The sequence below is a fragment of the Pseudomonas atagonensis genome (genome assembly GCF_011369485.1).
GTDB lineage: Bacteria > Pseudomonadota > Gammaproteobacteria > Pseudomonadales > Pseudomonadaceae > Aquipseudomonas > Aquipseudomonas atagonensis.
Window position 1 is genome coordinate 1 of sequence record NZ_VXCA01000003.1, and the last position, 12,106, is coordinate 12,106.

11 protein-coding genes are annotated in these 12,106 nt (G+C 57.9%); 2 read left to right on the forward strand and 9 right to left on the reverse strand.

Annotated features, from left to right (window positions below; all coding sequences use genetic code 11):
- Positions 1 to 110: 110 nt before the first annotated feature.
- From msrQ to F2P67_RS01185, 6 genes are all read right to left on the reverse strand, one after another.
- On the reverse strand, positions 111 to 734 hold the full coding sequence (msrQ, locus tag F2P67_RS01160) for a protein-methionine-sulfoxide reductase heme-binding subunit MsrQ (RefSeq protein ID WP_166216341.1): 624 nt from the start codon (positions 732 to 734) through the stop codon (positions 111 to 113).
- Complete coding sequence (gene msrP / locus F2P67_RS01165) at positions 734 to 1,747, reverse strand: protein-methionine-sulfoxide reductase catalytic subunit MsrP (RefSeq protein ID WP_166216343.1); 1,014 nt, start codon at positions 1,745 to 1,747, stop codon at positions 734 to 736. Before msrP ends, msrQ begins: the two co-directional genes overlap by 1 nt.
- 63 nt (positions 1,748 to 1,810) lie before the next feature.
- A complete protein-coding gene (gene pssA, locus F2P67_RS01170) occupies positions 1,811 to 2,668 on the reverse strand; it encodes a CDP-diacylglycerol--serine O-phosphatidyltransferase (RefSeq protein WP_103306567.1) in 858 nt (285 codons plus the stop codon).
- A 146-nt stretch (positions 2,669 to 2,814) separates the two neighbouring features.
- Positions 2,815 to 3,831 (reverse strand): ketol-acid reductoisomerase, encoded by a 1,017-nt coding sequence (gene ilvC, locus F2P67_RS01175; protein WP_003228216.1) that lies wholly within the window; start codon positions 3,829 to 3,831, stop codon positions 2,815 to 2,817.
- Between the two features lie 48 nt (positions 3,832 to 3,879).
- Entirely contained in the window at positions 3,880 to 4,371 is a 492-nt protein-coding gene (gene ilvN, locus F2P67_RS01180) for an acetolactate synthase small subunit (protein WP_003205610.1), read from the reverse strand.
- A 2-nt stretch (positions 4,372 to 4,373) separates the two neighbouring features.
- Entirely contained in the window at positions 4,374 to 6,098 is a 1,725-nt protein-coding gene (locus tag F2P67_RS01185; protein WP_166216346.1) for an acetolactate synthase 3 large subunit, read from the reverse strand.
- A gap of 399 nt (positions 6,099 to 6,497) precedes the next feature.
- Here F2P67_RS01185 and F2P67_RS01190 point away from each other — a divergent pair, with 399 nt between their 5' ends.
- Positions 6,498 to 6,914 (forward strand): DUF4124 domain-containing protein, encoded by a 417-nt coding sequence (locus F2P67_RS01190; RefSeq protein ID WP_166216348.1) that lies wholly within the window; start codon positions 6,498 to 6,500, stop codon positions 6,912 to 6,914.
- A 21-nt stretch (positions 6,915 to 6,935) separates the two neighbouring features.
- On the opposite strand, the gene F2P67_RS01195 is transcribed toward F2P67_RS01190, so the two are convergent.
- The 3 genes from F2P67_RS01195 to mrcB are packed head-to-tail and all read right to left on the reverse strand — an operon-like array spanning position 6,936 to position 10,364.
- Positions 6,936 to 7,271 carry a YqcC family protein gene (locus F2P67_RS01195; protein WP_166216351.1) on the reverse strand — a complete coding sequence of 112 codons (336 nt, stop codon included), beginning with the start codon at positions 7,269 to 7,271 and terminating at the stop codon, positions 6,936 to 6,938.
- A complete protein-coding gene (locus tag F2P67_RS01200; protein WP_166216353.1) occupies positions 7,271 to 8,023 on the reverse strand; it encodes a tetratricopeptide repeat protein in 753 nt (250 codons plus the stop codon). The genes F2P67_RS01195 and F2P67_RS01200 overlap by 1 nt, the downstream gene beginning before the upstream one ends.
- Positions 8,024 to 8,039: 16 nt before the next feature.
- Positions 8,040 to 10,364, reverse strand: a complete 2,325-nt coding sequence (gene mrcB / locus F2P67_RS01205; RefSeq protein ID WP_166216356.1) for a penicillin-binding protein 1B — start codon at positions 10,362 to 10,364, stop codon at positions 8,040 to 8,042.
- Positions 10,365 to 10,482: 118 nt separating this feature from the next.
- Between mrcB and F2P67_RS01210 the strand changes: the two genes are divergently transcribed.
- Positions 10,483 to 12,039 (forward strand): AAA family ATPase, encoded by a 1,557-nt coding sequence (locus tag F2P67_RS01210; protein WP_166216359.1) that lies wholly within the window; start codon positions 10,483 to 10,485, stop codon positions 12,037 to 12,039.
- The last annotated feature ends 67 nt before the right edge of the window (positions 12,040 to 12,106 follow it).

The window sequence follows — 12,106 nt, forward strand, 5'->3', positions numbered from 1 at the left end:
AAGCACTTACCGCCGAAACCCACATAACTCATTGAATCTCAAGGAGTTTTCCGTTTCGACTGCGCCGGAAGTGGGGCGAATTATAGACATCTGAAATTCGCCGTCAACCGTTAATTTCGTTTTTCTTGCAAAACCTGTCTTTTCCCCAATAAACGGGGGATTCGGCGCGCCACAGGAGGGAGACGCAACGATAGTAGAAGAGCCCCCATAAAGGCATAAATCGCCCATTCCTTAAGATCTGCCCGCACAATCCACAGCATGTGCAGCAAACCCAGCCCCAGAATCACGTAAACCAGCCGATGCAGTTTCTTCCAGCGCGCGCCCAATCGCCGTTGACTGTAACGATTGGACGTCACCGCCAATGCCAACAATCCAAGAAAACCCAGTGTGCCGACAATAATGTACGGCCGCTTACGCAACTCAACGCCCAGCTGAGACCAATCGAAGCCCAGGATAAAAGCCATATAGCTGCATAGATGCAGAACCACATAAGCAAAACACCAAAGCCCCAACTGACGGCGGACAGCAATCCACCCCGCCCACCCCGTCAGTTTCTGCAAAGGCGTCATGCTCAAGGTGATCAACAACAGCACCAGTGTGCCCAGCCCTAGCCGATCAACCAAAACCTTACCGGGATCCGGCCCAAGCAGGTCAGCGAAGGCCTGATAAAACCACAGCAACGGCCAGATCGACGCAACAATGAACACGCTCACTCGCCAGAACGGATATCGCATCAGTAGTTCTTCCGCAGATCGAGCCCTGTATATAAAGAAGCGACTTCGTCCGAGTAGCCGTTAAACATCTGCGTATCGCGCACATTCGGCTTGAACAGACTGTTCGGCAACCGCCTCTCCCGTGCCTGCGTCCAGCGCGGGTGATCAACCGTCGGGTTCACATTCGCGTAGAAACCGTATTCATCCGCCGCAATACTTTGCCATGTCGTCTTTGGCTGCTCGCTGACCAGACTGATACGCACGATGGATTTAACGCTCTTGAAGCCATACTTCCACGGCACCACCAGACGCAACGGCGCACCATTTTGATTAGGCAACTCCCGGCCATACATACCCACCGCTAGAATCGCCAAAGGATTCATCGCCTCATCCAGTCGCAGGCCTTCTACATAAGGCCAGTCGATCAGAGCGAAGCCGGAGCGTTGCCCGGGCATGCTTTTAGGATCCTGCAAGGTTTCAAAGCGAATGTATTTGGCATTGGAGGTTGGTTCTACTTGCTTGAGCAGCGCCGAAATCGGAAAGCCGATCCACGGGATAACCATCGACCATGCCTCAACGCAACGCAGACGATAAATGCGCTCCTCCAGTTGATACGGTTTCATGAAGTCTTCCAGCGCATAACGCCCCGGCTTACCCACCTCCCCGTCGACCACCACACTCCACGGCTCGGTTTTCAGCGAACCGGCATTCGCCGCCGGATCGCCCTTGTCGGTGCCGAACTCATAGAAGTTGTTGTAATGGGTTGCGTCTTTATAAGGCGTGATCGCCTCATCCTTGACGCTGACTGCGCCCCATTTAATAGAAGGCAGCTTTTCGGCAAACCATGCAGGTGCCTTACCCGGCTCGACATCGGCATACCGCGCGGCATCTTCAGCGCTGGCCCAACGCGGAAGGCTGCTCACGGCAAGGCCCGCGGCAGTTACTCCAAGCAGTTGGCGACGAGAGAGATAGATGGATTCTGGCGTGACATCCGACTCATGGCAGTCGGACGCTTTGGGGATTTTTATCAGCATGACAACTCCGCAGCTTTGGAGGACAGATGCACCCGTAGACTGCGGAGTATGAGGGAAATTACATCACTCGACGTTTTTGTGCCGACGAAGATGCAAAAGGTACTGAATCGGGCCCGACGCCGCGTAGGCCAGGAACACCAGCAGCAGAATGCGCGGCGGATCACTGAAGACCACGGCGAACACCAGTACCACGGCGAGAATTGCCACAAATGGCACACGCCCTTTCAAGTCCAGCTCCTTGAAGCTGTTGTACTTGATGTTGCTGACCATCAGCATGCCCGCCGCCGCCACCATCAACGCGACCAGGAACGACATCTTCGAACCCTGAATCCCGTAATCGCTGAACGCCCAGACAATCCCCGCCACCACGCCGGCCGCTGCCGGACTGGCCAGGCCGATGAAATAGCGTTTGTCTGCAGTGCCGACTTGAGTATTGAAACGCGCCAGACGCAGTGCCGCCCCCGCGACATAGATGAAGGCAACCATCCAGCCAACCTTGCCCATGTCGCCCAGTGCCCATCCGAAGGCGAGCAATGCAGGCGCAACACCGAAGGCGACCATGTCCGACAACGAATCGTACTCGGCACCGAACGCACTTTGCGTGTTGGTCATGCGCGCGACACGACCATCGAGGCCGTCGAGCACCATGGCGACGAAAATCGCGATCGCAGCAAACGCGAAGTACTTGCTCGCGTTGGCAGAGTCCCCGGCGCTCAAGGCGGCCTGGGCACTCATCGAGTTGATGATGGAATAGAAACCCGCGAACAGGTTTGCAGTGGTGAACAGATTCGGCAGCAGATAGATACCACGATGCCGGACTTTACGACCTTCTGCGTCATGCCCTTCTTCGATGTGCTCATCGATGGGCAGCAGGCTTTCGGCGTCAGAAGCCTTGTTCGGCTCTTCGGGACGTTCGCTCATGGACATTACCTTGCAACGGTTTGGAAAAATTCGACAGGAGTCTGGGACGACAGTTCGGCCACAAACGATGCAGCTTTATACCAGAACCACCGACTCAAACGAAAAAACGCGGCCGAGGCCGCGTTTTTCGTACAAGGAACGACGACTTAGTTTTTGGCTTTGTCGACGATCTTGTTGGCACCGATCCACGGCATCATGGAGCGCAGTTGCTCGCCGATGATTTCGATACCGTGAGCGGCGTTGTTACGACGCTTGGCGGTCATCGAAGGGTAGCCGGTTGCGCCTTCGCTGATGAACATTTTGGCGTATTCGCCGTCCTGAATACGTTTCAGGGCGTTGCGCATGGCCTGACGGGATTCGGCGTTGATCACTTCAGGGCCGGTCACGTACTCGCCGTATTCAGCGTTGTTGGAGATCGAGTAGTTCATGTTGGCGATACCGCCTTCGTACATGAGGTCAACGATCAGTTTCAGTTCGTGCAGGCACTCGAAGTAGGCCATTTCCGGCGCGTAGCCAGCTTCAACCAGAGTTTCGAAACCGGCTTTTACCAGCTCAACGGTACCGCCACACAGAACGGCTTGCTCGCCGAACAGGTCGGTTTCGGTCTCGTCCTTGAAGGTGGTTTCGATGATGCCGGTACGACCGCCACCAACGCCAGCAGCGTAGGAAAGTGCAACGTTTTTGGCGTTGCCCGAGGCGTCCTGGTAGATCGCGATCAGGTCAGGGATACCGCCGCCCTTCACGAACTCGGAACGTACGGTGTGACCGGGGGCTTTCGGCGCGATCATGATCACGTCGAGGTCGGCACGCGGAACAACCTGGTTGTAGTGAATCGCGAAGCCGTGGGAGAAGGCCAGGGTGGCGCCTTTCTTGATATTCGGCTCGATTTCGTTCTTGTACAGGGAAGACTGGAACTCGTCCGGGGTCAGGATCATGACCAGGTCGGCAGCAGCAACAGCGGAAGCAACGTCAGTCACTTTCAGGCCGTGAGCTTCAGCTTTGGCAACGGTGGCCGAACCTTTACGCAGACCAACAGTAACGTCGACACCGGAATCTTTCAGGTTGCACGCTTGGGCGTGGCCCTGGGAACCGTAACCGATGATGGCAACTTTCTTGCCCTGGATGATCGACAGGTCGCAGTCTTTATCGTAGAAAACTTTCATGAATTTCCCCTTTATATCCAGGCCGTTCAGGCCATTCGCTAATTTGGTTTAGATGCTGAGTACTTTGTCGCCGCGCGCAATGCCGGTCACGCCGCTGCGGACGGTTTCCAGAATCGATGCGGTGCCGATGGACTGAATGAAGCTGTCGAGCTTGTCGCTGGTACCGGTCAATTGAACGGTATACACGCTGGCGCTGACGTCGACGATCTGTCCACGGTAAATATCGGTAGTGCGTTTGATCTCGGCGCGCTGGGCGCCAGTGGCCTTGACCTTGACCAGCATCAGTTCGCGCTCGATGTGAGCACTTTCCGACAGGTCCACCAGCTTGACCACTTCGATCAGCTTGTTCAGGTTTTTGGTGATCTGCTCGATGATTTCATCGTGGCCAACGGTGGTCAGCGTCAGACGCGACAGGGTCGGGTCTTCGGTCGGAGCCACGGTCAGGCTTTCGATGTTGTAGTTGCGCTGCGAGAACAGGCCGACTACGCGAGACAAAGCGCCGGGTTCGTTTTCCAGAAGCAAGGAAATAATGTGCCGCATGATTAAGTACGCTCCGTCTTGCTCAGCCACATATCGCGCATCGAGCCGTCTTTGATCTGCATCGGATAGACGTGCTCGCTGGTGTCGACCGAAATATCGATCACGACCAGGCGATCCTTCATGGCGAACGCTTCTGCCATCTTCGACTTCAAATCTTTCGATTCGGTGATGCGTACGCCAACGTGGCCGTAGGCTTCAGCCAGCTTGACGAAGTCAGGCAACGATTCCATGTAGGAGTGCGAGTGACGGCTGCCGTAGCTCATGTCCTGCCACTGACGAACCATCCCCAGAACACCGTTGTTCAGGATGACGATTTTTACTGGCAAGCCATATTGCAGGCAGGTCGACAGTTCCTGGATGTTCATCTGGATACTGCCTTCACCGGTGACGCAGGCAACGTCGTCTTCCGGGAAGCTCAACTTGATGCCCATGGCCGCCGGGAATCCGAAGCCCATGGTGCCCAGACCACCGGAGTTGATCCAGCGATTCGGTTTGTTGAACGTGTAGTACTGCGCAGCGAACATCTGGTGCTGGCCCACGTCGGAAGTGATAAAGGCATCGCCCTTGGTCACTTCGCACAGGGTTTCGATCACGGTCTGCGGCTTGATCTTGCTGCCGTCGCCCTTGTCGTAAGGGAACAGGCCGCGATCACCGCGCCATTCATCCACCTGCTTCCACCAACTGGCCACGGACTCCTTGTTCGGGGTCTCGCCGATTTCCTTGAGGATCGCGACCATTTCGGTCAGGACACTCTCCACCGGTCCAACGATTGGCACGTCGGCCTTGATGGTCTTGGAAATCGAAGCCGGGTCGATGTCGATGTGAATGATCTTGGCGTTCGGGCAGAACTTCGCCGCGCCGTTGATCACGCGATCGTCGAAGCGTGCACCCACAGCCAGGATCACGTCGGCATGGTGCATCGCCAGGTTGGCGGTGTAGCTGCCGTGCATGCCGAGCATGCCGATGAACTGGCGGTCAGTACCGGGGAAACCGCCCAGGCCCATCAAGGTGTTGGTCACTGGCAGGTTGAGCATTTTCGCCAGTTCGGTCAGCGGTGCGGAACCGTTGCCGAGAATAACGCCACCACCGGAATAGAGCACAGGGCGCTTGGCCGCCAGGAGCATTTCTGCCGCCTTGCGGATTTGCCCGGAGTGACCGCGCACGGCCGGGCTGTAGGAGCGCAGCTTGGCTTTTTTCGGGAAGACGTATTCGAACTTCTCGGCCGGGTTGGTCATGTCTTTCGGGATATCGACCACGACCGGGCCCGGACGACCGGATTGCGCCAGGTAGAACGCTTTCTTCATGACTTCCGGGATTTCCGACGCGTGCTTGATCATGAAGCTGTGCTTCACGATCGGCCGGGAGATACCGATCATGTCGGTTTCCTGGAACGCGTCGGTGCCGACCATGGTGCTTGGCACCTGACCGGAAATGATCACCATCGGAATCGAATCCATATAGGCGGTGGCAATACCGGTGATGGCGTTTGTGGCGCCTGGACCGGAAGTCACCAATACCACGCCGGCTTTACCGGTGGCACGGGCGTAGCCGTCAGCCATATGGGTAGCCGCTTGCTCATGACGAACCAGGATGTGGGTCACTTCCGGTTCTTTGAACAGGGCATCGTAAACATGCAGGAGAGCACCACCCGGGTACCCGTAGATATATTTGACGCCTTCGTCACGCAAGAAGCGGACGAGCATCTCACCGCCAGATAAAAGCTCCACGTTGTTCACCTCTAAAACGCCAGAATACCGTCCACAAAAAAGGGGCGGGTCTTAATAGGTTTACTTCTCGGCAGAGCATGAGCGACGGTGGTCGCCGACTACGTCAGCACTGACTGAGCAAGTATTGGGATCGTCCCAAGTGTTGCGGGCCTTTCCCACCCAGCGCGAGGTAACGCGTTGCGGGTGTAACAGGTCGACGCGGATATGCGCCTCATGATCTACCGAGTGGGTCTGCTTCTGGCAGTCCCTCTACAGCGGACTTTGGATTCTTCTGTTTCGCCCTCTCCAAGTCAAGCCGTCTATGTGCTTAATTGTGGGTAAGCACATGAGAACGCAAGAAAAAACCTGAAAAGCGCTACTCTGTTAGTGTCAATTGCGCAGTTTTGCCAAGGAATCAGCATGCGAACGCTTCTGTTAACTCTGCTGATCGGCCTCAGTCCAGTGTGCCTGGCCGCTCAGATCTACAAATGGGTCGACGCTCAAGGTGTCACGCACTTTGATGCCCAACCGCCCCAGGGTCAGTCGGCCACAACGCTGCAGACGCCCTCCTCGCCCCCACCAAAACCTGCGGCGATACCGGGCAGCGGAACATTGGGCGATCAGAAAGCCATCGACGACAAGGTCAAGAAGCAGGTGGCTGACCAGCAGAAGCAGCTCAAAGCATTTTGCGAACAGGCACGCACGAATCTGGCGCAATTGCAGAACAATCCGCGCTTGCGAGAGGAAGTGGAGGGAGAGTTGCGGCGGTTGGACGATGCACAACGCCAGGAACGCATGGTCGAAGCGCAGAAGCAGATTGCGGAAAACTGCCAGTAACCACTGGCAGCCCCCATCGACTCAGCGTGAAGCAGTGATCAGCAGGTCGAACTCTTTGAGCAACACCTGAAGCTGGCGATCCTTGCCCTGCAGATTGCGCTGGGCGAAGACCATTTCGGCCATCTCCTGAATACCCGAAGCGTTCGGTAGCGGCAGATCCTGCTCAAGGATCATCTTCATCCGCGGCAGGAAGATCCATTGCAGCCACTGCTCGAAGTCTAGCGTGTCAACCGAAAACGGCTCGACACTGCTCAAGGCTTCGACCGATGGCTGAACGTCATCCCACCAACCCTGCGTACGCAGTTCACGTTCGATCAGCAGCAACTGATCGGCGATTTTCGAGAAACGGGCATCCATCACAGCGAAACCTTGGCCTTCTGACGGGCCAGCGTAGCACCGGCGGAATCACCTTGCTTCTCACGCGCCTGGGCGATCACTTCCCACAGGTTGGCCTGCAGATCCGGACGACCGTTGGCCATGGTCAACGCACGACGGGCGAACTGCTCGGCTTGCGGCGCATCACCTTGAGCCATGCGTACTTGCGCCAGGCGATAAAGCACTTGCGGCTCACGTGGTGCAACGCGTTGAGCGCGCTCCAGGCTGGAGGACGCACCGTTGAGGTCGCCGCCGGCCTGTTGCTGCTGCGCGGTGGTCAGCAGTGCGAGCACCGGGCCATCAAGTTGCTCATCAGCCGACAGACCACCGCCACTGCTGGCCGACGGAATGCCGCTCGGCGTCGACGGCATGCTGTAGCTGCCGGAGTTGATCGGCGCGGACTCAACCGATGAAGGATTGTACGGCCCCGGCGTGATGCCCCCGGACGCTGGCCCCGGCACGATTGGCGAGGTGCTGATCGGCGCCGACGTCGTCGCGCCACCGCCTGGCACCATCACCACGACACCCGTGTCGCCTTGCGGAATGGCTTGAGTCTGCTGGCCTTGCACAGGACGCTTCACCGTCGTCTGACGGAAGCCGCCATTGGCCGAAATGCGTTCGCTGTTGGACACGGCCGTCCCCGAATCCACCACCGGAATCGAACCACGCTGTACGGTAGAGCAACCGCTGAGCAAAGCCACGGCGGTCACCGCTGGAATCAACCACTTGTTCACTTGAAACCCTCTTTGCTTAATTCATCCAGCCCTTGACCCAATCCATCACCGACTCCGGCGAAGCAGGCGTTTCGCTTGCACACGCGGCGCCAGGTGGCGGTTCGCTGCCGCGAATATACGGCATCTGCACGGCGCCCGGGCAGTTGGCATCGGAACCTTGTCCGGTGCGCGAATCGACCCACGCCTGTACCACGTTATCCGGCTGCGGCATGTCCAGCGGCAGCGGATCGGCCTTGCGCATGAAACTGGTCCAGACCTGCAATGCACCGGTCGCACCGGTGAACGGTGTCTTGCCGTTATCGTCGCGCCCAAGCCACACCACCGCCAGCAGATCCTGACTGAAACCGGCGAACCAGCTGTCGCGCGAATCGTTGCTGGTACCGGTCTTGCCGGCCAGCGTCAGGGTCTTGGGCAACACGTTATAAACCGAACTGCCGGTGCCTTCACGCATGACCCGCTGCATGGCGTTCTGGATCAGGTAGATCGAGGCCGGATCAAAGCGCTGCTCGATCTGGAAAGGATAGCGCTTGAGCGGTTCGCCCTCGGCGGTCAACACGCTGCGAATCCCGCGCATTGGCGTATTGAAGCCACCGTTGGCGAGGGTCTGATACATGGTCGCCACTTCGATCGGAGTCATGCCGCCAGCGCCGAGCAACATCGACGGGAACGCCGGGAATTCACGGGTTACACCCAGGCGCCCAATAGTCTTGAGGACATTCGGCACGCCAACCGCCAAGCCGAGACGCGAGGTCGACAGGTTGTAGGAATGCGCCAGGCCTTGGTACAGGAAAACCGTACCGTGTGATCGACGGTCATAGTTCTGCGGCTTCCAGACCTGGCCGTCTGCACCCTTGATGGAAAGCGGATCGTCCGACAGCCAACTGGTCAGCGTGTACTGACTTGGTTTCTCCAGCGCAGTCAGATAAACCGCAGGCTTGACCAGCGAGCCGATCGGCCGCACCGCGTCCAGCGCCCGGTTGAAACCGGCAAAACTGGCCTGACGACTGCCGATCATGGCCTGCACTTCGCCAGTTTCCGGATTGGTCACGACCATCGCTGCTTCCACGTCATCGGAACCCTTGCGACCGGCCAGACGCTTAAAGGTGTCGTTGACCGACGCCTCGGCCTTCATCTGCAGGATCGGGTCGAAACTGGTGAAAATCCGCAGTCCTTCCTCGGTCAAGTCTTCGTCGCGATAGTCTTCACGCAACTGACGTTTGACCAGATCGATAAAGCCGGGGAACGAGCTGTCGGCGAGCTTGCCGCGAGTGGTCACGCCCAACGGCATTTTCTTCGCCGCCGCTACTTGCTCGGCACTCGCAACGCCTTGTTGCTCAAGCACATCGAGCACCAGATTGCGTCGCTCCAGCGCGCGCTCCGGGTTACGGCGCGGGTTGTAGTAAGACGGGCCTTTGACCATTCCCACCAACAATGCGACTTGATGCAGTTTCAGCTCGGACAACGGCTGCGCGAAGAAGAACTGACTCGCCAGACCAAACCCGTGTACAGCGCGCTGGCCGTCCTGACCGACGAAGACTTCGTTGAGGTAGGCCTCAAGAATCTCTTTCTTGTCGTAATGCAACTCCAGCAACAACGCCATCATGGCTTCGGTGAGCTTGCGGCTCAGGCTGCGTTCACTGGTCAGGTAGAAGTTCTTCACCAACTGCTGGGTGAGCGTACTGCCACCCTGCGTCATCTTGCCGCCCGAGGTGTTGACCCAAATGGCGCGGGCAATCGACTTCGGCGACACGCCCCAATGACTGTAGAAATCGCGGTCTTCGACAGCAACCAGCGTGTCGAGCAGATACGGCGGCACTTGATCAATCTTGATCAGAATGCGGTCTTCGAGGTTCTTCGGGTAGATACCGCCGATCAGTAGCGGCTCGAGGCGCACCACGGACAGCTTGGAACCGTTGGTCGCGGAGAGTTCGGCGACGTAGTCACCGGAGAAGCGCACGCGCACCGGTTGCGGCTGCTCCATGCCTTCATAGAACTGGAAGCCACGGGTGTTCAGGTCAACGGTGTTGCCATTGACCGCGGCGGCGCCCGGACCGTTGCTCACGGCTTCGCGACGATAGCCGAGGGCATCGAGTTCGGTGAGGAAATCTTCTTTGCTGAGTTTCTGTCCGACGAACAGCTCAAGCGGACGCGCGTAGACCTTGGCCGGGATGGTCCAGCGCTTGCCGGAGAACTTCTCCTGCACCACGGCATCGAGGTAAACGGCGAAGCCGGCCAGCACGACAAGGCCGACCAGACTGAGTTTAATGGCCCAGCTCAACCACGGGCGCAGGCCCCTGGAGGGTGGTTTTTTCTTGGTACGGGGAGATCGAGTTCGAGTCATGGCGGCGGATTATACGCACTTTATTCATCCTCAACAGGAGCACTCCGAGGTTTGCGTCAGGCTGGCGAGCAGCCATAATGGCGGCCTTATATTTTCCCCAGTCTCTGAAGGATCGCCCGTGAGCCAGTCCCTGATCGCTGCCCTGCAAAACCCGGCCCTCTACCCACATCCCGTCGACGGATTCCAGGTCATCGAAACCCACATTTCCTGGGTGATCCTCACCGGCCCTTTTGCCTATAAAGTGAAGAAGCCAGTGAATTTCGGCTTCCTCGACTTCACCGGCCTCGAATCGCGCGAGCACTTCTGCGCTGAAGAACTGCGTCTGAATCAGCGTCTGACCGATGACCTGTATCTGGAAGTGTTGCCGGTCACTGGCACTGCCGAAGCCCCGCAATTGGGCGGTGAAGGCCCGGCCATCGAATACCTGCTGAAAATGCGCCAGTTCCCGCAGACCGGTTTGCTCAGCACCTTGCAAGCCAACGGCGAGCTGACCACTCAGCACATCGACGAAATGGCCGAGCAAATCGCGCGCTTCCACCTCAATGCGCCAAAAGTCCCGGCCGAACACGATGCCGGCAGCCCGGAAAGCGTGATGGCGCCGGTTTCGCAAAACTTCGAACAGATCCTGCCGTTCCTTAGCGACAAGAACGATCTGCTGCAACTCGAGGCGCTGAAAGCCTGGGCTGAAAGCAGCTTCGAGCGTCTCAAGCCACTGTTCGCCCAGCGCAAGGCCCAAGGTTTCATCCGCGAATGCCACGGTGACATTCACTTGGGGAATGCGACGGTCATCGACGGCAAAGTGGTGATCTTCGACTGCATCGAGTTCAACGAACCGTTCCGCTTCACCGACGTCTGGGCTGACACCGGGTTCCTGGCGATGGACCTGGAAGACCGCGGTCTGAAATCGTTGGCTCGTCGCTTCATCAGCCAATACCTGGAACTGACCGGCGACTATCAAGGTCTGGAAGTGTTGAACTTCTATAAAGCCTATCGCGCACTGGTTCGCGCCAAAGTTGCACTGTTCAGCATGCCGACGGACGCGACGCCGGTGCAGCGCGCCACCACCCTGCGCCAGTACCGCAACTACGCCAACCTGGCAGAAAGCTACAGCACCATTCCTTCGCGCTTCATGGCGATTACCCACGGCGTTTCCGCTGTCGGCAAGAGCCACGTGGCGATGCGCCTGGTTGAAGCACTGGGTGCCATCCGTCTGCGTTCGGATGTTGAGCGCAAGCGTCTGTTCGGCGAACAAACCGTCGCCAATGACGTACAAGCCGGCATTTATAGCGCCGACGCCAGCACTCAGACTTATGCGCGCCTGCATGAAATCGCTGAAGTGATCCTGCACGCCGGTTTCCCGGTGGTCATCGATGCGACTTACCTGAAGCGTGAGCAACGTGACAGCGCCGCAAAAATCGCCGAAGCCACCGGCACGCCGTTCCTGATCCTCGACTGCAACGCTCCGCAAGCAGTGATCGAGAGCTGGCTGGCGATTCGTCAGGCAGACAAAAAAGATCCGTCCGACGCCACCCTGGCCGTGATCGAGGCCCAACAAGCCAATCGTGAAGCGCTGACACCGGAAGAAATTCTGCGCAGCAAACGCGTGCAAACCAATGAATCCGGGACGCTGGACACCGTGGTCGCGCAGATCCGCCAACGCCTGCCTGGTCTGTAAGAAACTATTTCGGCCGTGAAGCCCTCGCTCGCTTCACGGCCGCCAAATAGTGGCACTATACTGGCGT

Excerpts from the sequence above, each read along its gene's own strand:
- pssA (WP_103306567.1), bottom strand. The coding sequence starts at position 2,668 with ATGAGCGAACGTCCCGAAGAGCCGAACAAGGCTTCTGACGCCGAAAGC.
- ilvN (WP_003205610.1), bottom strand. The coding sequence starts at position 4,371 with ATGCGGCACATTATTTCCTTGCTTCTGGAAAACGAACCCGGCGCTTTG.
- ilvC (WP_003228216.1), bottom strand. The coding sequence starts at position 3,831 with ATGAAAGTTTTCTACGATAAAGACTGCGACCTGTCGATCATCCAGGGC.
- F2P67_RS01195 (WP_166216351.1), bottom strand. The coding sequence starts at position 7,271 with ATGGATGCCCGTTTCTCGAAAATCGCCGATCAGTTGCTGCTGATCGAA.
- msrQ (WP_166216341.1), bottom strand. The coding sequence starts at position 734 with ATGCGATATCCGTTCTGGCGAGTGAGCGTGTTCATTGTTGCGTCGATC.
- F2P67_RS01190 (WP_166216348.1), top strand. The coding sequence starts at position 6,498 with ATGCGAACGCTTCTGTTAACTCTGCTGATCGGCCTCAGTCCAGTGTGC.
- msrP (WP_166216343.1), bottom strand. The coding sequence starts at position 1,747 with ATGCTGATAAAAATCCCCAAAGCGTCCGACTGCCATGAGTCGGATGTC.
- mrcB (WP_166216356.1), bottom strand. The coding sequence starts at position 10,364 with ATGACTCGAACTCGATCTCCCCGTACCAAGAAAAAACCACCCTCCAGG.